This window comes from Bacillus sp. UMB0728 (genome assembly GCF_002858875.1).
Lineage (GTDB): Bacteria > Bacillota > Bacilli > Bacillales > Cytobacillaceae > Bacillus_AB > Bacillus_AB infantis.
Window position 1 is genome coordinate 285,654 of the sequence record NZ_PKLA01000001.1, and the last position, 20,565, is coordinate 306,218.

At 45.0% G+C, this 20,565-nt stretch carries 19 protein-coding genes and 1 riboswitch; of the genes, 15 read left to right on the forward strand and 4 right to left on the reverse strand.

Translation table 11 applies throughout. The features are described from left to right. Positions 1 to 29: 29 nt before the first annotated feature. The gene (locus CYJ37_RS01410; protein WP_101547610.1) at positions 30 to 1,454 is read left to right on the forward strand and encodes a PAS domain-containing sensor histidine kinase; all 1,425 of its coding nucleotides are present in this window, start codon (positions 30 to 32) and stop codon (positions 1,452 to 1,454) included. A 63-nt stretch (positions 1,455 to 1,517) separates the two neighbouring features. On the opposite strand, the gene CYJ37_RS01415 is transcribed toward CYJ37_RS01410, so the two are convergent. Then, positions 1,518 to 2,603 carry an AI-2E family transporter gene (locus CYJ37_RS01415; protein ID WP_101547611.1) on the reverse strand — a complete coding sequence of 362 codons (1,086 nt, stop codon included), beginning with the start codon at positions 2,601 to 2,603 and terminating at the stop codon, positions 1,518 to 1,520. Positions 2,604 to 2,768: 165 nt separating this feature from the next. On the opposite strand from CYJ37_RS01415, the gene CYJ37_RS01420 reads away from it, so the two are divergent. Then, positions 2,769 to 3,803, forward strand: coding sequence for a mechanosensitive ion channel family protein (locus CYJ37_RS01420; RefSeq protein WP_094767308.1), 1,035 nt, complete (start codon positions 2,769 to 2,771; stop codon positions 3,801 to 3,803). A 47-nt stretch (positions 3,804 to 3,850) separates the two neighbouring features. On the opposite strand, the gene CYJ37_RS01425 is transcribed toward CYJ37_RS01420, so the two are convergent. Next, positions 3,851 to 4,042 carry a hypothetical protein gene (locus CYJ37_RS01425; RefSeq protein ID WP_009791081.1) on the reverse strand — a complete coding sequence of 64 codons (192 nt, stop codon included), beginning with the start codon at positions 4,040 to 4,042 and terminating at the stop codon, positions 3,851 to 3,853. Positions 4,043 to 4,257: 215 nt separating this feature from the next. Between CYJ37_RS01425 and CYJ37_RS01430 the strand changes: the two genes are divergently transcribed. The 4 genes from CYJ37_RS01430 (at position 4,258) to CYJ37_RS01445 (ending at position 9,415) form a co-directional block, all read left to right on the forward strand. Beyond that, positions 4,258 to 4,704 (forward strand): C40 family peptidase, encoded by a 447-nt coding sequence (locus CYJ37_RS01430; protein WP_009791082.1) that lies wholly within the window; start codon positions 4,258 to 4,260, stop codon positions 4,702 to 4,704. A gap of 103 nt (positions 4,705 to 4,807) precedes the next feature. Beyond that, positions 4,808 to 7,099, forward strand: coding sequence for a helicase C-terminal domain-containing protein (locus tag CYJ37_RS01435; protein WP_101547612.1), 2,292 nt, complete (start codon positions 4,808 to 4,810; stop codon positions 7,097 to 7,099). A 102-nt stretch (positions 7,100 to 7,201) separates the two neighbouring features. Beyond that, positions 7,202 to 7,308, forward strand: a riboswitch (SAM riboswitch). Between the two features lie 80 nt (positions 7,309 to 7,388). Beyond that, positions 7,389 to 8,435: an LLM class flavin-dependent oxidoreductase gene (locus CYJ37_RS01440; protein ID WP_009791620.1), complete on the forward strand. Its 1,047-nt coding sequence runs from the start codon at positions 7,389 to 7,391 to the stop codon at positions 8,433 to 8,435. Between the two features lie 14 nt (positions 8,436 to 8,449). Further along, positions 8,450 to 9,415, forward strand: a complete 966-nt coding sequence (locus tag CYJ37_RS01445; RefSeq protein WP_101547613.1) for an ATP-grasp domain-containing protein — start codon at positions 8,450 to 8,452, stop codon at positions 9,413 to 9,415. Between the two features lie 575 nt (positions 9,416 to 9,990). Here CYJ37_RS01445 and CYJ37_RS01450 read toward each other — a convergent pair. After that, the gene (locus CYJ37_RS01450) at positions 9,991 to 10,605 is read right to left on the reverse strand and encodes a YczE/YyaS/YitT family protein (protein ID WP_094767304.1); all 615 of its coding nucleotides are present in this window, start codon (positions 10,603 to 10,605) and stop codon (positions 9,991 to 9,993) included. Positions 10,606 to 10,974: 369 nt separating this feature from the next. Between CYJ37_RS01450 and CYJ37_RS01455 the strand changes: the two genes are divergently transcribed. The 9 genes from CYJ37_RS01455 (at position 10,975) to CYJ37_RS01500 (ending at position 19,257) form a co-directional block, all read left to right on the forward strand. Beyond that, the gene (locus CYJ37_RS01455) at positions 10,975 to 12,945 is read left to right on the forward strand and encodes an LTA synthase family protein (RefSeq protein WP_094767303.1); all 1,971 of its coding nucleotides are present in this window, start codon (positions 10,975 to 10,977) and stop codon (positions 12,943 to 12,945) included. A 133-nt stretch (positions 12,946 to 13,078) separates the two neighbouring features. Continuing rightward, entirely contained in the window at positions 13,079 to 13,312 is a 234-nt protein-coding gene (locus CYJ37_RS01460; protein WP_009791624.1) for a hypothetical protein, read from the forward strand. 444 nt (positions 13,313 to 13,756) lie between these two features. Next, positions 13,757 to 14,719 (forward strand): RNA polymerase sigma factor, encoded by a 963-nt coding sequence (locus CYJ37_RS01470; RefSeq protein ID WP_101547614.1) that lies wholly within the window; start codon positions 13,757 to 13,759, stop codon positions 14,717 to 14,719. A gap of 91 nt (positions 14,720 to 14,810) precedes the next feature. Further along, a complete protein-coding gene (locus CYJ37_RS01475) occupies positions 14,811 to 15,182 on the forward strand; it encodes a VOC family protein (protein WP_101547615.1) in 372 nt (123 codons plus the stop codon). A gap of 22 nt (positions 15,183 to 15,204) precedes the next feature. After that, positions 15,205 to 15,927 (forward strand): nucleotidyltransferase domain-containing protein, encoded by a 723-nt coding sequence (locus tag CYJ37_RS01480; RefSeq protein ID WP_101547616.1) that lies wholly within the window; start codon positions 15,205 to 15,207, stop codon positions 15,925 to 15,927. A 34-nt stretch (positions 15,928 to 15,961) separates the two neighbouring features. After that, complete coding sequence (locus CYJ37_RS01485) at positions 15,962 to 17,146, forward strand: alanyl-tRNA editing protein (RefSeq protein ID WP_101547617.1); 1,185 nt, start codon at positions 15,962 to 15,964, stop codon at positions 17,144 to 17,146. 794 nt (positions 17,147 to 17,940) lie between these two features. Further along, the gene (locus tag CYJ37_RS01490; protein ID WP_101547618.1) at positions 17,941 to 18,156 is read left to right on the forward strand and encodes a helix-turn-helix transcriptional regulator; all 216 of its coding nucleotides are present in this window, start codon (positions 17,941 to 17,943) and stop codon (positions 18,154 to 18,156) included. 4 nt (positions 18,157 to 18,160) lie between these two features. Next, positions 18,161 to 18,535, forward strand: coding sequence for a permease (locus tag CYJ37_RS01495; protein ID WP_101547619.1), 375 nt, complete (start codon positions 18,161 to 18,163; stop codon positions 18,533 to 18,535). A gap of 86 nt (positions 18,536 to 18,621) precedes the next feature. Then, entirely contained in the window at positions 18,622 to 19,257 is a 636-nt protein-coding gene (locus CYJ37_RS01500) for an FMN-dependent NADH-azoreductase (protein ID WP_009791632.1), read from the forward strand. 46 nt (positions 19,258 to 19,303) lie between these two features. Here CYJ37_RS01500 and CYJ37_RS01505 read toward each other — a convergent pair whose 3' ends face one another. Continuing rightward, the gene (locus tag CYJ37_RS01505) at positions 19,304 to 19,930 is read right to left on the reverse strand and encodes an FMN-dependent NADH-azoreductase (protein WP_101547620.1); all 627 of its coding nucleotides are present in this window, start codon (positions 19,928 to 19,930) and stop codon (positions 19,304 to 19,306) included. Positions 19,931 to 20,565: the final 635 nt, after the last annotated feature.

A 20,565-nucleotide genomic window follows, 5' to 3' on the forward strand; every position in this document is an offset into this window, starting at 1 on the left:
GTAACGCTTAGAGGTTTATCGGAGGCAATATGAAGAATTCTAACATGTTTATGCAGCTGTTTTATCAATCCAGGATCCCGCAGACTGTAGTGATCGGCCATATAGACCAAGTGATTGTAAATGAGGCATTCTGCAAATTTCTCGGCTATTCAATGGAAGAGTGGGCAGGCCTTACAATTGAGGACATAAGCCACCCGGATGATTATAAAAAAGATTTGGAGCTGCTCAATGAAATCCTGGACGGAAAACGGACAGAATATGAGCTGGAAAAGCGTTACATTTGCAAGGATGGCTCACATAAGACAGGGCAGCTCAATCTATCCCTTGTTAAGGGAGAAAGTGCCGATGATCAATATATGTTCGGCCAGATCGTGGATATTACCGAACAAAAGCGATTGGAAAGTAAAAGAGAAGAAAGCGAGCAGAATTACCGGCTTCTGGCAGACAATATCTCTGATTTGATTATCCTGCACAAATATGACGCTACGTATTTATATGCTTCACCATCAGTGAACCGGATCTTGGGGTATGAGCCTGACGAGATGCTGGAGCTGAATGCCTTTAAGCTCATTCATCCTGATGATATTGAAGAAGTCCGCAGAAGATATCAGCTTATGCTGAGAATCAGAGAGCCGTTATTAATCACTCATCGTGTAAAAAAGAAGGATGGGAGCTACATCTGGATGGAATCCCATGTTAAAGGAATAGATGAATATACATTTGAAAGCGGCGCTCAGATTTTATCCGTTTCCCGGGACATTCAGCAAAGGATTGAGACCAATGAACTGCTGAGAAGGTCAGAAAAGCTGGCTGTTGTAGGCCAGATGGCTGCTGCAGTTGCACATGAAATCAGGAATCCGCTGACGCCTATCAAGGGATTCATGCAGCTGTTTTCAGATGGCCGGAGCTTCAATCCTGCTTTTTCTTCCATCATCATCAATGAAATCAACAGAATAGACAATATCATCACTGAATTTCTGGCTCTTGCAAAGCCCCACAGCACAAAGGTCGAAGTTCTTGATTTAAATGATGTCATCAGGCATGTTGTTGACCTGATGATGCCGCAGGCGCTCATGAACAATAAAGAACTCACATTCGAGCCAGGAAATGGACCGTATCCACTGCTTGGAGATCCTAATTCATTAAAGCAGCTTTTTATCAATATCATTCAAAATGCGCTTGATGCCATCGAAGAAAAAGGGAGCAGCATCATTAGCACGGTAAAGGCGGATGGGGAGTTATGCGCCATCATCAAGGACAGCGGATGCGGCATCCCGGCAGAAAGGCTTGCAAACCTGGGAGAGCCTTTTTATTCAACAAAGGAGAAAGGAACCGGCCTTGGCCTGATGACAAGCTACAAAATCGCTGACGATCATCATGGGAGGGTGAAAGTCGAAAGCGATGAGGGCAAAGGGACTACGGTAAGAGTATATTTTCCGGTCCACGGTATGTGAAAAAACCTCGAAAAAGAACAAGAACCGCCTGGCTGCGTCTCCAGGCGGTTCTTGTTCTATCTATCATTCTTTGTTTCCAATTGAGCCTGCCAGGTGGCGGAGCCTGTAGAACTTCCAGAAATCCCTCACAATCACCTTAACAACAGAATAAAATGGAATGGCCACCAGAATGCCGATGAAGCCATAAAGGGAACCTGCCACCAGCAGGACAAGGATGACTGTCAGCGGATGGATGTTCAGTCTTTTTCCCATTACCTGCGGTGTTATGAGATTCCCCTCCAGCTGCTGGACCGCAACAAGGACAATCAGGATTTTAATCACCATGAAAGGTTCCTGCATCAAACCGACAAAAATGGCAGGAATGATGCCTAGAAGCGGTCCGAGAAAAGGGACGACTGTCAGGAACGTGGCGAACAATGCCAGCACTAAAGCATAATCCAGGCCGATGATCAGATAACCGATATACATCAGGACACCATCGGCAAAAGCTATGATAAACTGGCCGATAATATAAGTTGATAAGGTTTTGTCGATGTCCAGCAAAATCCGGTTGCCTTCTATTTTATGCTCATCCGGTATCCATTTCAGCAGTTTCGGCCGGAGTTTTTCGTCATCTTTTGAAAAATAGAAAAGAATGAAGGGAACAACTACCAGGACGGTTGCGATGCTGGTTATGGCTGAAATGATCCCGGTAAGGTTGCTGCCGACTGTATTAATGAATGATTGCGAATAGGAAAGGACCTTCTGCTCGATCTCCTCATAGGAAAGGAAGCCAAAGTCATTCTCATCCACCATTTCCTTTGTCTCTGATGTAAGATCCTCCATTTTGTCAGGGAAAGAGTCTGATATTTGGGTGATCTGTTCTGCTATCAGGCTTCCGCCGAAATAAAAAATTCCGGTTCCAATGCCAATCAGCGTACCGAATACAATAAGGATGGAAGCGGTCTTCGGCATATAGCCGCTCAGCCAGCGGATGACTGGCCTGAGGATATAATAAAGAAGACCCGATATCAGGATGGGGAAGAAAATGGTCGCCACAAGCTTCCGGAATGGCCAGATGAACCAATCGATCTTACCCAATAGAAAAATAACAACCAGCACGAGTATGGCTCCTGTTATATACATAAAAAACGGCTTTTTAATCCACATATTATCCCCCTGGAATCCCTGAATTCAATTGATAGTATCCTTCCTTTTTTCCCTTGCCGCCGGGACCGAAACCCCTTCTTTTATCGGCTTTTAAAATTATCCCTGTTTAGAAAGCGGCCCTATAAGGAATACAAAGAGAAATAAAAGAAGTAAAGGTGAACGGCAATGGACTTTTTTAAAGAATTAACAAGAGAAGAATATATTCAGTTTTTCTCCTGGTTTGCGGCTATTTGGCTTCTAAAGTTCATCCTGCAATTTTTTGCTGCAAGAAGGCGATGGGCCCAGCCGGAAGCAAAAGAAGGCATGCTCTCGGTCCTCAATTGGGCGGCCTTTTACGCTTCCCTGATACTGTTCCTGAACTTTTTTTCAACGCAGGACTGGCTGAATTATACGCTCTATCAGGCAGGGGACGTTAAAGTCTCACTGCGGCTGATATTTACGGCCTTCCTTATTGTTTCTCTGGCGAATAAGTTTGTCAGGGTTCTTACGCTGCAGATTCTGTCTTCTGTCTATGAACATTATCATGTCGACAGGGGGCTGAGATATACATTCAACCGCTTCATCTATTATGCGATCATGATAGCGGCGGTTGCCGTCAGCCTGACAACGGTCGGTCTTGACCTTACTGCGGCAGGAGCGGCTCTCGGGGTGCTGGGGATCGGAATCGGCTTTGGGATGAGGAATATTGCCGGCAACTTCATTTCAGGCATCATCATCCTGTTTGAACGGCCTGTGGAAGTAGGGGAACTGATTGAGATCAATAATAAAATCGGAACCATTGAAAGCATACGGCTTCGTTCCACGATAGTAAGAACTGCGAAAGAGGGAACGCTGATCGTTCCAAACCAGCATTTTATTGAACAGATCATCAAAAACCGGACTGGATCGGAAATGCTTGCTTCTGTGGAGGTCAATATAAAATTCGGAGAAGATACAGGCAGAATTGAAAACTTGCTGAAAGAGGCGGTCCTTCAGGAAGCTGATCATTTTTCAGCGTATTTAAAAGTAAACCTTGCTGAAATCAGGCTGGTTGACTTTAAGTATGATACGATGCTGTTTTTAATCGAGGTCCCGGTCAAAAATTTCGATACTAAGCAAAAATATGAAAGCCGCCTGCGCCATGCTATAGCCGGCATCTTTTATGAACATGATATCAGCCTTGCCTCCTTTCCTGCTGCAGAGAAAGAGGCAGGTATGTAAAACAGAGGCCAGGGCACCTGGCCTCTGTTTTTTGCAAGTAATCAAAACTAAAGCTTGCGGCCCAATAAAGCCTTCAAGCCGAGGAAAAGCAGGGCAGCTGCAAATATTATCATGGCTGTTACACCAACAGCGGTAATAAATGCGGCAAAGCCCCCTGTCACAAAAGCCAGTCCGGCTGTTTGAATCAGTGCATACCCTGCAAGGATGCAGGCAAGATATAGAAGGGGAAGCTGCTGCACTAAGAACACCTCCTTTATTTACAGTATATGTATCTACTAAATTGGAGGATTGGGTACTTTGTAATCGCTTACTATAATTTTATTGGTCGAAAAACGTCAATATTTGTAATCCTTTTGTTACATAACAAACATGTTTTTGTAAATTATTTTTCAGGAAGCATGTGAGAAACTAAGTTCATCACAAAACAGAGAGAGAAAATTACTTGGGGGACAACATGAAGAAGCTGATCACAAGCGTTTTTCTTTGCACTAGCCTGCTTTTTGCCGGATTGTTTGGGGGAGAAAATACAGAAGCGGCTTCCTATGGTTCTTCTGCGGCTGCAGTGGCCCAAAAATACATAGGAGTTCCTTATAAATGGGGCGGCACTTCGCCTAAGGGCTTCGACTGTTCCGGCCTTGTCGGATTCACCTACAGCAAAGCCGGAAAAAAGATTCCCAGAACTACCGGGCAGCTTTATAAAACGGGACAAGCCGTACAAAAGAAAAGCCTGAAAAAAGGGGACGTCGTTTTTTTCAGCACCTATAAAAAAGGTCCATCACATGTCGGCCTTTACCTTGGAGGCAACAAATTCATCCATGCGTCAAGCTCTAAGGGCGTTAAGATTGATTCTATGTCCAATCCTTATTGGAGCAAAGCCTATTATGGAGCTAAACGAATTTAATTATGATAACCAAGGGCGGGACAATCCCGCCCTTTTTGTTTGCCTGAATCCGGGAACATATGTGCTATAATGGTACTATCATAGATGGCAAGGAGACCTTGTGATGACTAAAAGCTGGAGAATTTCTGCCAGAAGCCTGGCGGAATATGTCTATCGTTCCGGAAGCATTGAGTCCGGGTTTGCAGCAGCTTCCTCGATGGCTGAAGGAACGAAAGCGCACAAGAAAATTCAGAGTACTTATAAGGAAGAAGATGAATATGAGGTTTTCTTGAAGGAAGCACTTCAGCATGAGGAGATTGAGTTCCTTCTTGAGGGGCGATGTGACGGGATTATTCAGGAGGATGGGGAACTGGTTGTAGATGAAATCAAGTCGACGGCAAAGGATTTGTCAGCTTTCGATGAAGATACCCATCCTGTGCATTGGGCTCAGGCAAGATGCTATGCTTTTATGCTTGCAAAAGAGCGCGGGCTTGAGAGAATCACCGTTCAGCTTACCTACTTGCAGATCCACACTGAAGAAGAAAAGCGCTTCAGGAAGGTGGAGACTTTATCCTTCCTCGAAGGTTATGTGAAGGGGCTGATTGCTGACTTTTATCCTTACGCACGGCTCATGCTCCATCATAGGGAAAAAAGGGATACCAGCATTAAAGCCCTGCCTTTTCCCTTTCCGGAATACAGGAAGGGACAGCGAAGGCTTGCAAAAGCTGTGTACAAATCAATTCTGGATGAAAAGGACTTGTTTGCCCAGGCGCCGACCGGGACAGGAAAGACCATTTCAACTGCTTTTCCCGCCATCAAGGCGATGGGAGAGGGGCTGCTGTCAAGGATGGTCTATCTTACAGCCAAAACTATCACAAGGCAGGCAGCCGAAGAAGCTTTTTCATTGATGCAGCAAAAAGGCCTCCATATGCACACGGTAACAATAACGGCCAAGGACAAAATATGCTTTCAGGAGCAGACGGTCTGCCAGAAAGAGCATTGTCCGTTCGCTGACGGGTTTTATGACCGCCTCAATGAAGCAGTCCTTGATATCCTCTCTCATGAATCCATCATTGACCGGAGTGTTATTGAAAAATATGCCATGAAGCACACAGTCTGCCCGTTTGAATTTTCCCTGGAACTTGCATATGCCGCAGACGCAGTCATATGCGATTACAATTATATCTTTGATCCCCGGGTGTCCCTGAAAAGGCTTCATACAGAAGGCAAGAAAAAGACAGCTCTTCTGATCGATGAGGCGCATAATCTGGTGGACCGGGCGAGGGATATGTTTTCGGCGGATCTGGGGAAGCAGAATTTCCTTCAGCTGAAAAGGGCTTATAAAAACACGGCCCCGCAGCTTTCTGCAGCAGCTAAAAAGATGAATGATGTTTTTATCTCTTTCAATAGAGAATTAAAGGAGGAAAGCTATCGCATTCACGAAGAGCTGCCGGAAAATCTGCTGGAGCATCTTGAGGACTTTGCTCATTGCTCAGAAAAGGAGCTGATCAGCGGCAGGGGAGATGAGGGCCAGGAACTGCTGCTTGATACTTATTTTTCTGTACAGGCTTTCCTGAGGATATCAAGGCTGGCAGATGAGCGATTTGTCATTTATACAGAAAAGTCCGGAAAGGATGTAGTACTCAAGCTGTTTTGTTTAGATCCATCCTATCTTGTCCAGAAAATGGGCAAGGGCTTCCGCAGCAAACTCTTTTTTTCGGCTACCTTCCAGCCATTCGATTATTTCAAGAACATGCTGGGCTGGAATGAGGATCATTATTCCCTGTCATTGCCTTCCCCGTTCCCGAAAGAAAATGCAGAAGTTCTTGCTTTGCCGCTTTCAACTAGATATAAGGACAGAAGCGCGACAGGTGAAGCTTTGATCCGATCGGTAGAAAAGCTGGCAGCTGAACGGCCCGGGAATTACTTAATCTTTTTTCCGTCTTACCAATATATGAGGGAAATCCATGAACAAATGAAAGAATCCAGCACTATCAGGATGATGGTACAGGAACAGGGGATGGCAGAGGGAGAAAAAGAAGAATTTTTGTCTTCCTTTAAGGAGGAACCTGAAGAAAGCCTTCTTGGGTTCGCTGTGCTGGGCGGAATTTTTTCAGAAGGGATCAACTTGAAGGGAACCCGGCTCGGCGGTGTCATTATTGTTGGTGTGGGGCTTCCACAGCTGAGTCTTGAGCGTAATCTGATTAAAGATTATTTTCAGGCTGAAGGAAAAAACGGCTATGATTATGCGTATACTTTTCCGGGAGCCAATAAAGCAGCCCAGGCTGGCGGGCGCCTCATCCGTTCAGAGGAAGACACAGGAACCATCCTGCTGATTGATGACCGCTTCCTTCAAAAAAGATATGAACAACTGCTCCCTGCAGAATGGTTTCCGCTAAAAAGGCTCACACGATAAAAAAGGCTTGCAGAAAAAAAAACATTTTTAAAAATAGTTAGACTAGTCAGTTGACAGAAAGCCGACCTTTGTTGTAGGATTACTATGAAATCAATTGAATATTTCTTATCGAGAGTGGTGGAGGGACTGGCCCTGTGATACCCGGCAGCCGCTGACTTAGTCAGAATGGTGCTAAATCCAGCAAAGCGCAATGCTTTGGCAGATAAGATAGAGGCATACAAACTTCTTCTTATCGGAGAAGTTTTTTTTATTGCTGACAACAAGGTGCAAGTGAGAGGAGAAGAGACAGATGAAATACGGATTTTGGCTGCCGATCTTTGGCGGCTGGCTGCGCAATGTAGAAGACGAGAAGATGCCCCCGACCTTCAGCTACGCGAAAGAAGTCATCCAGGCAGCAGAGAAGTGGGGATATGATACCACATTAATAGCAGAACTTTACTTGAATGATATAAAAGGCCCGGAGCAGGATTCACTTGAAGCATGGTCAACTGCGGCCGCTCTTGCTGCGGTGACTGAGAAAATAGAAATTATGACGGCTGTCCGCCCAGGCTTCCATAATCCTGCGGTGACGGCAAAAATGGCAAGCAATATCGACCATATCAGCAATGGCCGTTTTACCCTGAATGTTGTATCCGCATGGTGGGAGGAAGAGGCGCGCCAGTATGCCGGCATCTTTACTGAACATGATGAGCGCTATGACCGGACAGAAGAATTCGTCAAGGTCATGAAGGGTTTATGGGAAGAAGAAACCTTTAATTTTGACGGCAGCTATTATTCTATTAAAAACGCCCATTTGTCCCCTAAGCCGGTGCAAAGGCCGAATCCGATCCTTTATGCAGGCGGAGAAAGCCCCCGCGGCAAGGAAGCAATTGTTAATCACTGCGATGCCTATGTGATGCACGGCGGGACAGTTGAAGAAGTAAAAACTAAAATTGATGACATGAGAGCACGCAGGCAGGAAAGCGGGAATGAGCCATTTAAGTCTTTTGGCATGGCAGCCTACATTGTCTGCCGCGACACAGAAGAAGAGGCGCAGGAAGAGCTTGCCCGCATCACCAATGTAAAAGAATCAAGCGGCTATGCAGGCTACAAAGATTTTGTAGGCAAATCGCAGCTTGAGCAGCAGGTAAAGCTGTACGATTATTCCGTTTCCAACCGGGGCCTCAGGCCAAATCTGATCGGAACCCCTGAACAGATTGCTGAACAGATTATTGCTTATGAAGAAGCCGGCGTCGATCTGCTTCTGCTTCAGTTCTCTCCACAGCTGGAGGAAATGCAGAGATTTTCGGAAAAAGTCATGCCGCTGGTTGAAGCCAAAAGGAAAATCTTAAAGTAAAAGAGGGAGAACATATGAGCAAAATACACATCATACACGAAAACAGCGAATGGACTGCCCATTTGACAAAAAGGCTGGAAGAGCTGGGTCTTCCTTATGAGGAATGGTTTTTGAATGAAGGGATTGTTGACCTGACCAGTGCACCTCCGGAGGGGATTTTCTACAGCAGGATGAGCGCATCTTCCCACACAAGGGGGAACCGCTTTGCACCGGAGCTGACGGAATCTGTCCTGTCATGGCTTGAGCAGCATGGCCGCACCGTTTTCAACGGAAGCCGCGCTTTAAGGCTGGAGGTCAGCAAAGTCAATCAATATACAGCGCTGAATGCTGCAGGAATCGCCACTCCGAAAACAATAGCAGCTGTCGGAAAAAATCAAATTCTTGAAGCAGCTGTAAAGCTCGACAGCGCTCCGTTCATCACGAAGCATAACCGCGCAGGCAAAGGGCTCGGCGTCCAGCTGTTCCATTCTCTGGACGCATTGAGGGAATATGTCGAAGGGCCGAATTTTGAAGAGCCTGTCGATGGCATCACTCTGATCCAGGAATATATTGAGTCGCCAGAATCATATATTACCAGATGCGAATTCGTGGGCGGAAAATTCGTCTATGCCGTCCAGGTGGATACATCAGAAGGCTTTGAGCTTTGCCCGGCCGATGCCTGCCAAATCGGGGATCTGTTCTGTCCTGTTGGCGAAGAGGTGGAAGAAAAGCCAAAGTTTAAGATCATTGAAGGCTTCAACGACCCGATCATTGAAAAATACGAAACCTTCCTCAGGAATAACGGCATTCAAATCGCCGGCATTGAATTTATTAAAAATGCCAATGGGGATATTTATACGTATGATGTCAACACAAACACAAATTATAATTCTGACGCAGAGGCAAAAGCAGGCAAATACGGCATGCTTGAAGCCGCCAAATTCCTCGGTGCCGAGCTTGAAAAAGAACAGGCTAAGGTTAGGGAATACAGCAGAGTGTGATAATAATAGAAGAAGGCCGCTCATTTGGGAGCGGCCTTTTTTGATAGTGTGACTTCAATTCCGGATGGAAGGAGCAGGATAGTGAAGGAATGGAGTGGGTTGCCAACAAAAAATTAATAAGCGGAGATTTTCCGGTTAAATTGATAATAGGGCTCGAAAGGGTATAAATAAGCGGAGATTTTCCGGTTAAGCGAAGCAAAATGGTGAATTTTCCTTTTTTTCGGGTCGATAGCCGGAATTTCTCCCTCTATTTAAGCTGTTTTTAGAGCTCTTTTGAAATTAACGGGAATTTCTCCGCTAATTTGTCAAACCGCGCTGAACCTCATCCTGTCCCTGGAAGGCCAGCTCTTTTAGTAGGGTGGGGTGGGGAAAAATTGCTCTTTTAGCTGGTATTCCTGCCTCACAACAAAATCGTTAATTGAACATACGGTTGCTTATCTTCAACAAAGTGCAATCTCTATAAAAAAAGCTCAGAGCATTATAGCTCCGAGCTTTTTGTGTGCTAATTTCACTGCTAAAGAGTCTGCTGCAAGTACTGCCAATTCGGACTTTATACTGACAGAACCCGAAATATTTTATACAACAGCTTTCTTCAACCCATTTGCCATTATAATTTCCAGCTTAGGATGGAAATACTGCACCACTAGGCCGAGTGTCAGTGTGACCAGGATGGTTCCAGGGCCGATCGCTCCCTGGAAAAGAAACGCCAGAATAAGGGCAAATCCTTCACTGGCTATACGGGAAGTCCTTAAAGAAAGGCCAAACCTGGTGTGAACGGCGACCATCAAGGTATCCATCGGGCTTGGAGGGAATTTTGCCTGAAGGTAGACGGCGATCCCCAGACCCATTGTCAATATGCCTGAGAGCAAAGTACAGGACTGGGTGAGCAGCATGCTTGGAGAAAAGTCCTTGAATACTGCCAGCAGCCAGAAATCAATCAAAGCACCAATGACCAGAATGGTTCCTGCCGCCAGGATTTCCGGCTTTTTCTTCAATAATATAGAGTTGATGATGATCAGAGCAATTCCATTTATGAATACACAAGTCCCTACGGTCAGCCCGAAAAGATGGGACTCGCCAACTGCCAGTGCATCCCAAGCAGAGGCGCCGAGGGCAGATTTGATAATAAGCGCCACACCTAACGTGAGGACAAGCAGCCCTGCTGCAAAAAATAAAATTCTTTCCTTCATGTTGTTCTCCTTTATCAGGCTGTTACACCTTATTTTCCTGTTTTAGCCGCATGAGAGAAAGCGGATTCATGCGGAAGATACATTGTATCATCACCATTTGCCTTATGAAAAGATTAATTTTTTCCCAACATAAACTTTGCTTCAAATTTGATGAATGTTTTCAAGTGGGTTAAAATATGGTATAGTATTTAACATTCGTTCACTATTAATTAACGAATCTTTTACAAAAACTAGGTTCTGAGCCCGTGGGTTTGGAGTATAACGTTTTTCCGAACTTAGCGGCTGCTAAGTTTTTCTAGTTTTGGCAGGAAGTATGAAATAGGAATTTGTGCTCTTGCAATAACTTTACAAATTAAGAGGTGTAAAAGGATGAAATCGATCTTAAAATCGCCTAAGGAGCTATTTAAAAACAGCATGAGCGTTTTTTTCCTGGCAGTTGTTTTGCTGTGGCTGAAAACATATGCTGCATACCAGATTGAATTCAATTTAGGAATCGACAACAGCATGCAGGAATTTTTGCTTTTCCTGAACCCGCTGAGCTCATCCCTTCTATTCTTGGGGATCGCACTATTTTTTAAAGGAAAGATACAGTCAGGCGTACTGATTGCTGTTCAGTTTCTGCTGTCTTTCCTGCTGTACGCCAATGTGGTGTACTACCGTTTCTTCAATGACTTTATTACAGTACCTGTCCTTATGCAGACAAAAACAAATGCCGGACAGCTTGGAGACAGTGCACTTTCGCTGATGTCACCGTTTGATATCCTGTACTTTGCCGACACGATCCTTTTGGTTGTGCTGGCAGCAGTCAAATGGTACAGACCGGCGAAGCATACACGGAAGAGAATGACGGCAAGCCTGGTGATTGCTGCTGCTGTCATCACATTCTTCATTAATCTTGGGCTTGCTGAAAAAGACCGTCCTGAACTCCTGACACGCTCATTTGACCGCAATTATCTGGTCAAGTATCTGGGCGCCTATAATTTCACGGTTTATGACATTATTCAAAATGCCAGATCTGCCAGTCAGCGCGCCATGGCAGACAGCAGTGATATCACAGAGGTTGAAAACTATGTGAAAGCCAATTATGCAGAACCGAATCCTGATTATTTCGGAAAAGCAAAAGGCATGAATGTGATCTATGTTTCACTGGAATCTTTCCAGACATTCCTGATCGACTATAAGCTGGACGGCCAGGAAGTAACACCGTTCCTGAATTCGCTGGCTCATAATGGACAGACTTTTTACTTTAAGAACTATTTCCACCAGACAGGGCAAGGTAAAACATCCGATGCCGAGTTCATGATGGAGAATTCACTGTATCCGATGTCCCAGGGGGCTGTTTTTGTCAACAAGGCCCAGAACACCTACCAGGCAGCACCTGCGATACTGAAGACGCGCGGCTATACGTCGGCCTCTTTTCACGGGAATTATAAAACGTTCTGGAACCGGAATGAAATTTACAAATCCTTCGGCTATGACCATTTCTTTGATGCCGAATATTACAACATGACAGATGAGAACACCAAGAACTATGGCCTGAAGGATAAGCCTTTCTTTAAAGAATCCATGCCGATGCTGGAAAGCCTGAAGCAGCCGTTCTATACAAAGTTCATCACTCTGTCCAACCACTTCCCATTCAAAATGGATGAAGGGGACACAGAATTCCAGCCGGCAGAAACAGAAGACAGTGTTGTTAACCATTACTTTACTTCTGCCAATTATATGGACCAGGCGCTTGAGCAGTTCTTTAACGACCTTAAAGCATCCGGCCTGTATGATAATACAGTGATCGTCATGTATGGTGACCATTATGGCATTTCTGAAAATCACAACCCTGCAATGGAGCAGGTTCTAGGCAAGGAAATCGATTCCTTTGAATATGCCCAGCTGCAGAGAGTCCCTCTTTTCATCCACGTACCTGGGGTAAAAGGCGGCGCGATGGACACATACGGTGGCGCGGTGGATGTAATGCCGACCCTGATGCATCTTCTTGGCGTCAGCACAAAAGACTATATGCAGATCGGTTCAGATTTATTGTCTGAAACCCACCGGGAAGTTATTCCTTTCCGCAACGGCGACTTCATCAGCCCGGAATACACTTCTGTTGATGAAAAATGTTACTCCACGGAAACCGGTGAAGAGCTTGAGGAAGGCAGTGCTTGTGTAAGGCTGTCAGAACAGGCGAAAAAAGAACTGCTGATGTCTGACAATATCGTGTACAAAGATCTGCTGAGATTCCACAATCCAGAAGGCTTTGAACCAATCAACCGCAAGGATTACAAATATATCAAAGAAGAGCCTGCCGAGGAAGCGAACCCAATGACAGGGCTTCAAAAATAAAACACCAAAAAGCAGAAGCCCCGGCTTCTGCTTTTTCCATGTTAGGATACTCCAAGGCAGGTGTAAATCCCCTTAAAATAGGGAAGCTATCTAAATAGCCACAGACTTTATATAACAGGAAGGAGAGGTAAACATGAGTGAATGCCAACTGAACCATTCAGCAGAAGATGTTAAAAATAAATATGAACAGCAAAAGGAACATCTCCCCAGCCAGCTCCAGCCGCTGATGGAAGAATTCCTGCAAAAAGAACACACACAGGAAATCCTGAATGACGTATTTCATCTATTGAAGAAATATGACCTGGCTTCTGAAGACGAGAAGGAAGAACGGGAGAGAAGGCTGTATTTGGTTGTTAATAATGTCTAACAGCAGATTAGAGAGCTGCTGTAATCGGGTTAAGAATGCATCATGTATTTTTAAATAGCCACAGTGATATGAGCAGCTATCTATGTTTGAAGAAGTGAGCTTCATACAGCTGCAAAATCGCCATATAATTAAAAAAGCCCTGGTGTTTGCAGTGGAAGGCACACAGACTCCTGCGGGAAATAGCGGAAGAGTTGAGACCCCGCAGCGCGCGGCGCGAGGAGGCTTAGGCTTCGCCCCGCGGAAAGCGAAGTGCCTGGAACGGAAAACACCAGCCCCATTTAAAAGTAAAACAAATTTTAAAACCATACTTATAATTTTCTGAGTATCAAAAAGAGCCACAATGGCTCTTTTTTGCTGTCTGTTAAAGGAAATTGCCGAAAATCGTCGAAGTTGTTAGGTGAGAAGCAAAAAAACGAATTTTTTCATTTTAACAAAGGAGTCTCCATGGAAGGTAATCAAGGTTTACACACAATAAGCACGGAAATCAAAGACCTGGAAAAAAGATTCAAGCAGGAGATAGAACCTTATCGCTCTTTACTGTGGAGATATTGCTACAGACTGACGGGCTCTCCATGGGATGCAGAAGACCTCGTCCAGGATACATTGCTGAAATCCCTGGCTATGCTCTCAAAGGTCTTTCAAGAGCTGAATGTAAAATCCTACTTATTCAAAATCGCCACTAATACATGGATCGATCAGCAAAGAAGAAATCGGATTGCCTATACAGATTCATACCCTGTAGAAATTCTGGAAAGCGGCAGCGAGAAGGAGCTTGAGATTCTCCCAGCCCTCGATTATCTGGCCCGCCAGCTGAGTCTGAAGCAATTTGTCTGCCTTCTGCTTACAGACGTTTTTCTTTTTACAGCAAAAGAGGCTGCAGATATCGTCAGTCTTTCGCCTGGTGCTGTCTATGCAAATGTACAGAGAGCAAGAGATGTGTTGAAGAATATCCCTGAAAGAGAGCAGAATCATAGACTGCAGGAAGGGATAGCTATATCTGCCTCACTTGACAAAACAATCAGCACCCTGCTCGAAGGCTTCCGAAGAAAAGACATGGCCATGATTGCTTCTCTTCTTGACGAGAATCTTCTCACAGATATTACCCATGCTGGAGTGGAATTTGGAAAAAGAGAAACAGAACGAAATTCGCTCAAAGACTGGGCAGAGGTGGTATCCAGGCAGGAAGGGGCCGAAGCCGCCATCACGACGCTATGGGGCAGGCAGGTCATTTTGGAGTTTGCTCTTAAATCCGGAGAGAAGCTGCTGCAGAACATTCACTTTATGGAACTGGAAAATGATAAAATAGTGTATTGGAAATTTTATTGCTTTTCCTGGGATTTAATGAATGCAGCTGCAAAAGAGCTGGATGTGAAACTGGGAGCTGAATATTTTTATCATATTTTTTAAATCCCGCGTATAATTTGGCATCTTTTTCCCGTTATAGATCTTGAAGAGCTGTTGTTCAGGTTCTATTTAAAAGACAGGGAGAGATGGGAAGATGAAAACACCTATAGTCAATAGGATGAATACCGTTTTTGTACATGTGGCAGATCTGGAAAAGTCAGCAGGATGGTACTGTAAGCTTCTTGGCCAGAAAGTCACAGAGCCGGTTGAGAACCCGGTATATAATGTAAAAATGAATGGGGCAACCGGTCTTACCCTGGATGCAGGACCTTACGGTGAAAGGGAAAGACCGCAGGCAGGGCTTTATCCATTGTTCAACCTGCATACTGAGGACATTCAAGAGGCATACAGCTGGATGGAAAGCGAGGGTTTTGCCGTTGACCCAGAGATAACCCGCTTTGACGATTTCAGCTTTTTCAACGTAAAAGATCCTGACGGCCATATCATTATGATTTGTACAGGATAAAAAGCATGGGGAGACAGAAAAAATGACAGAGATAATAGTAAGGCTGCCTGCGGTCGAAACTGCACAAATGCTCATCAATGAAAGATTCCCGGACTGCAGTGGGGCCATCCTTGGAGGAAGTGTCGTAAGGGGAGAAGCAACCTCCACTTCAGATCTGGATATCATTGTAATCTATGATAAAACTGGTTCTGTCAGAAGAGAATCCTTCTATTATAAAGGATGGCCGGTTGAGCTTTTTGTACACACCAAAGATTCGTGCAGGGGATATTTCCAGAAGGATGCAGAAAGGGCCAGGCCGACGCTTCCACGGATGGTGGCGGAAGGGTTGGTGCTTAGAGGTAAGGACTTTCTTGGCGGGGTTAGGAAGGAAGCTGCCGCCTTGATGGCTGCGGGCCCTGCTCTGTGGACAGATGCTGAGCTGACATTTAAGCGCTATTTCCTGACTGATGCACTGGAGGATTTCATCGGCAGCGCCAAAAGGCATGAATCTCTTTTTATTGCTGGAAAGCTGGCTGAGCTGGCGCATGAATTTCTTCTTAGAACCAATAAACAATGGATTGGCCAGTCTAAATGGATTTACAGGGAATTATCCTATTATGATCAAGCTCTGGCATACAGGTTTGCGGAATGCTTCGACGGCTTTTATCAATTCGGGGAAAAACAGCCCGTCATTGAGCTTGTGGATGACATCATGAAGCCATTTGGCGGCAGATGCTTTGACGGTTTTTCGCTAAGTGGGAAATAATCATAAGAAATAATAAAAAGGAATGAAAACCCAGATGGAAAAGTTATATTATCAAGATCCTTACATAAAAGAATTTACAGCTTCGGTCATCTGCCAGGATCAGAACTCTGACGGTAAGTGGTATGCAGTTCTTGACCGGACTGCTTTTTATCCGACCGGAGGAGGCCAGCCCTTTGATACAGGGACGATTCACGGTATCTCTGTAACTGATGTTGAAGAAGAAGAAGGCGAAATCAGGCATTATCTTGAAGAGAGGCTTCCGGAATCAGGAGAAGTCGATGGAAGGGTTAACTGGCAGAGAAGATTCGATCATATGCAGCAGCATTCAGGCCAGCATATTCTATCTGCTGCCTTTGATGAGCTGTTTGGGTACAGGACTGTCAGCTTTCATCTTGGAAAAGAGACTTTGACTATCGATATTGAAACAGAGAACCTGAGTGAGGAAGAAGCAGCAAGGGCAGAAAGAAAAGCGAATGAAATTATTACCGATAATCTTCCGATCGAAACCAAATGGGTCAGTGAGAGTGAGCTTGCGGCCTACACATTAAGAAAAGAAACTAAGGTAAAAGAGAATATCCGCCTTGTTATCATTCCTGAATTTGACTATAACGGCTGCGGCGGAACCCACCCAAGAGCTACCGGGGAAGTCCAGGCGATAAAAATTCTCGGCTGGAGCCGGCAGAAGAAGCAGACCAGGGTAGAATTTGTCTGCGGCGGCAGGGTGCTGAAGCAGCTGCACACTAAGAATGTAATTGTGAATCGGACAAGCCAGCTGGTCAGTTCGCCTGAGGGTGAAATACCCGATGCCATCATCAAGCTGCTCGATACGCAGAAACAGATGGAAAAAGAACTGGAGGAACTAAAGAACCAGCTGCTTGAGCAGGAAGGAAAGGAATATGCCAGAAGCATCCTTGATGGATCACCCATCATCCGGAAGGTTTTTCGCGATAGAAATGTTAAGGAGCTTCAGAAACTGGCCAAGTCTATTGCCATTCAAAATGACCAGGCGATTGTCTTGTTTGCAGCGGAAAACGGCCGGCAGCTGCAGGCCGTATGTGCGAGCGGAACAAAAACGGAGGCAGATATGAAAAAGATCATCCAGTCCATTCTTCCTGCCATTCAGGGCAGAGGCGGGGGAAACAAGCATTTTGCCCAGGGAGGCGGAGAAACTGAAATGAGCGGAGAAAGGCTTCTTGAGCTGATGGGGGATAGTCTTTGATTGATATTTTGTGGAAGGTCCTGGGAAATATGGGGTCTTCCTTTTTTTGATGTGTTGTTTTCAGCTTTTCTTTTGTCAGAAAAGTGATTTTTGGGAGTATGGCTGGCTATTTTAGTGGTCTTTCAGCGAAGTAGTGGACCCAGCGTGTTAGCCTGGAACCGCTATTTTGGCTATTCGCAGAAATAGTGGTTACAGCGAGCGTGGCTGGAACCGCTATTTTAGCTTTACACAGAAATAGTGGTCCCAGCGAGCGTGGCTAGAACCGCTATTTTGGCTTTACGCGTAAATAGTGGTCCCAGCGAGCATGGCTAGAACCACTATTTTGGCTTTGCACAGAAATAGTGGTTCCAGCGGGCGTGGCTAGAACCGCTATTTTAGCTTTACACAGAAATAGTGGACCCAGCGAGCGTGGCTAGAACCACTATTTTAGCTTTACACAGAAATAGTGGACCCAGCGAGCGTGGCTAGAACCGCTATTTTGGCTTTACGCGTAAATAGTGGTTCCAGCGAGCATGGCTAGAACCGCTATTTTAGCTTTACACAGAAATAGTGGTTCCAGCGAGCATGGCTGGAACCGCTATTTTAGCTTTACACAGAAATAGTGGTCCCAGCGAGCGTGGCTAGAACCACTATTTTAGCTTTACACAGAAATAGTGGTCCCAGCGAGCATGCCTAGAACCACAATTATGGCTATTCGCAGAAATAGTGATTACTGTCCACCCCTCAGTATCATATGTAAAGCACGCTTGACGTAAAGTTCCCTTTACAATATAGTAAAACCAAGGAGGGCGTTTATGAAAAATAATTTGGCAGAGCTGAGAAAGAAGCATGGTTTTTCGCAGGACCGGCTTGCGGCCAGGCTGGGTGTCTCAAGGCAGACGATCATTAGCATTGAAAAAGGAAAATATTCACCTTCTCTTCCGCTTGCATTTCAAATTGCGAAGACCTTTGATACAACGATTGAACATATTTTTATCTATGAAGAAGAAACAAACAAGAAAGGAGAATGAACGGATGGAATCAAGACTGACTTTCTATATATGCGGGGGCTTATTTTTAATCATGACCCTCTTTATGGCCGTCATCGGCATATCGGCAGGGGAAAGCATCCTGCCGCAGACATGGACACTTCTTTCGATGACAGTTATGAGCTTTTCAATGGGATACCTTTATCCTCAATTCAAGCAAAAGGACGAAAGAATGAAGATGATCCGCCAGAAAGGCCTCTTTTACGCTTATTTTGCCCTCATTGTCTATTTCTTCATCTTTTTTCTGCTGCTTGGTCTTGGGATTATTGATATTTCTGCGCTTGAGCTGCTGCAAATTTTATCCGGCCTGACAATCAGTACGGTCTTTTTGTCCATGGTATACGTTTCTAAAAGGATTTGACAGGGACGGCGGAATTTAACAGAACTGAAATCCTGCCATTTTGAGAAAGCTAAAAAGGTAAATCTCAATAAAAAGGCGGGTATTCTATGGCAACTTTATTATATATCACTGCACATCCCCATGATGAAACACAATCATTCAGCATGGCTGCCGGAACGGCATTTATTGAATCTTACCGTGAATCCAATCCAGGGGATGAAGTCATAAGGCTTGATCTGTATAAAGAGCATATTCCCCAGATTGATGCAGATGTATTCAGCGGATGGGGCAAGCTTCGCACGGGAAGCTCTTTTGATGACTTGTCTCAGGAAGAAAAAGAAAAAGTGAACAGGCTTTCTGAACTGACTGAGCAATTTGTTTCTGCGGATAAATATGTTTTTGTTACTCCTTTGTGGAACTTCTCATTTCCTCCAGTGATGAAGGCATATCTTGATTCTGTTTGTACAGCAGGGAAGACATTCAAATATACAGAACAGGGGCCGGTAGGTCTTCTTCCTGATAAGAAGGCCCTTCATATCCAGGCGCGCGGCGGGATCTATTCCGAGGGTCCGGCTGCAGAGATGGAAATGGGCCACCGCTATATCGGAATCATTATGCAGTTCTTTGGGATTCCTTCTTTTGAAGGCATTTTTATCGAAGGCCACAATCAATTCCCGGACCGCGCCCAGCAAATTAAAGAAGAAGGCGTGGCAAAGGCGAAAGAGAAAGCCAAAACCTTTTAAGCATGAAAAAAAGAGATTTCTGCCAGGCAGAAATCTCTTCTTGTATTTAGAATTTTGCAGCTGTATCAGCAGCCTGCTTGATGCCTTCAGAAATGATTTCTTCCGCTTTATCAGGGAACTGGTTGTGCCCCTCGGTCACGATGGAAGTGACGTCCTGTACTCCGAAGAAAGCCAGAAGTGTACTTACATACTTCTCAGACATTTCGACCTCTGCAGCAGGGCCTTCTGAATAAACTCCGCCCCTTGCATTCAAGAGAGCGACTTTTTTATCAGTAAGAAGTCCTACAGCACCGTTTTCAGTGTATTTGAATGTTTTGCCGGCTTGTGCCAGATAGTCAAAGTATGTGTGAAGGACAGCTGGGACCGTAAAGTTCCAGAGCGGGAATGCGAACACAGCTTTATCCGCCTCAAGGAATTGGTTCAAATACTTTGTGACGCGGGCTGCAGCAGCTTCTTCTTCTGCAGTCAGCTCCATGCCCTGGCCTAGCTTGTACATTGCTGTAATATGAAGATTATCATAATAAGGAAGATTTTCTTCAAACAAATCCAGTTCAGTGACGGTATCTTCCGGGTGGTTCTCCTTATAGCTGCTTAGGAATGCATCGTACATTTGCACGCTGACTGCCTGATCAGCTGGGCGTGAGTTTGCTTTGATGAATAATACGTTTGACATAAGAATAATTCCTCCGTTAGTTACTAAGAAGTTTTCCGCAGATTAAATACTTTTAATTCAAGATAATAAGCGGATATTGGCTATTATAGCTAGTCAGGCTGAATGGGTCAAAGCATCTGCTTATCCAAAAAACATCTAACTCCTCTCCAATCCTGAAGCTGTCAATAAAAAAAGAAGGCGCCGGTCTCCCGGCCCGACTTCCTTCGATTACTCACAACTATGACGATGCTTTTAACTGGCGCGCTTTCCTTTTTCCCCACATTTTTTTCACGATCGGATAGGCTATAGGAGCCCATTTAATGATATTTTTCACCAATTTCTTCATAGCGGGATACCTCCTCGGTTTATTTCCATTTCTATTCCCTTTCAGTGCCGGGGACAAACCTGCAGAGGGTAAGAGACAGTCCTGCTTTGAAAGGCGAAAATCTATTTTGAGATGTGAGAGAATAGTTTTAAAAATGGCATGTCAAATCTAGCTGTGTAGCTGTTTTGTTACATTTAGCGGAACACTCCTGGTTGTTTACTGCTTACACTGGCTAGTACAATAGTCTTATATAGGTGGAGGCGTGGAGTTTACGTATGTTTCGGCGCTTTCATGAGCAGGAGCCGGCAGTGCAGCCGGCCTGCAGGATCAG

Bases quoted from the DNA above. Each gene is read 5' to 3' on its own strand.
- CYJ37_RS01410 (WP_101547610.1), top strand. From the start codon at position 30: ATGAAGAATTCTAACATGTTTATGCAGCTGTTTTATCAATCCAGGATC.
- CYJ37_RS01420 (WP_094767308.1), top strand. From the start codon at position 2,769: ATGGACTTTTTTAAAGAATTAACAAGAGAAGAATATATTCAGTTTTTC.
- CYJ37_RS01490 (WP_101547618.1), top strand. From the start codon at position 17,941: ATGAAAAATAATTTGGCAGAGCTGAGAAAGAAGCATGGTTTTTCGCAG.
- CYJ37_RS01480 (WP_101547616.1), top strand. From the start codon at position 15,205: ATGACAGAGATAATAGTAAGGCTGCCTGCGGTCGAAACTGCACAAATG.
- CYJ37_RS01475 (WP_101547615.1), top strand. From the start codon at position 14,811: ATGAAAACACCTATAGTCAATAGGATGAATACCGTTTTTGTACATGTG.
- CYJ37_RS01460 (WP_009791624.1), top strand. From the start codon at position 13,079: ATGAGTGAATGCCAACTGAACCATTCAGCAGAAGATGTTAAAAATAAA.
- CYJ37_RS01435 (WP_101547612.1), top strand. From the start codon at position 4,808: ATGACTAAAAGCTGGAGAATTTCTGCCAGAAGCCTGGCGGAATATGTC.
- CYJ37_RS01470 (WP_101547614.1), top strand. From the start codon at position 13,757: ATGGAAGGTAATCAAGGTTTACACACAATAAGCACGGAAATCAAAGAC.
- CYJ37_RS01455 (WP_094767303.1), top strand. From the start codon at position 10,975: ATGAAATCGATCTTAAAATCGCCTAAGGAGCTATTTAAAAACAGCATG.
- CYJ37_RS01415 (WP_101547611.1), bottom strand. From the start codon at position 2,603: ATGTGGATTAAAAAGCCGTTTTTTATGTATATAACAGGAGCCATACTC.
- CYJ37_RS01500 (WP_009791632.1), top strand. From the start codon at position 18,622: ATGGCAACTTTATTATATATCACTGCACATCCCCATGATGAAACACAA.
- CYJ37_RS01485 (WP_101547617.1), top strand. From the start codon at position 15,962: ATGGAAAAGTTATATTATCAAGATCCTTACATAAAAGAATTTACAGCT.
- CYJ37_RS01495 (WP_101547619.1), top strand. From the start codon at position 18,161: ATGGAATCAAGACTGACTTTCTATATATGCGGGGGCTTATTTTTAATC.
- CYJ37_RS01445 (WP_101547613.1), top strand. From the start codon at position 8,450: ATGAGCAAAATACACATCATACACGAAAACAGCGAATGGACTGCCCAT.
- CYJ37_RS01440 (WP_009791620.1), top strand. From the start codon at position 7,389: ATGAAATACGGATTTTGGCTGCCGATCTTTGGCGGCTGGCTGCGCAAT.
- CYJ37_RS01505 (WP_101547620.1), bottom strand. From the start codon at position 19,930: ATGTCAAACGTATTATTCATCAAAGCAAACTCACGCCCAGCTGATCAG.
- CYJ37_RS01430 (WP_009791082.1), top strand. From the start codon at position 4,258: ATGAAGAAGCTGATCACAAGCGTTTTTCTTTGCACTAGCCTGCTTTTT.
- CYJ37_RS01450 (WP_094767304.1), bottom strand. From the start codon at position 10,605: ATGAAGGAAAGAATTTTATTTTTTGCAGCAGGGCTGCTTGTCCTCACG.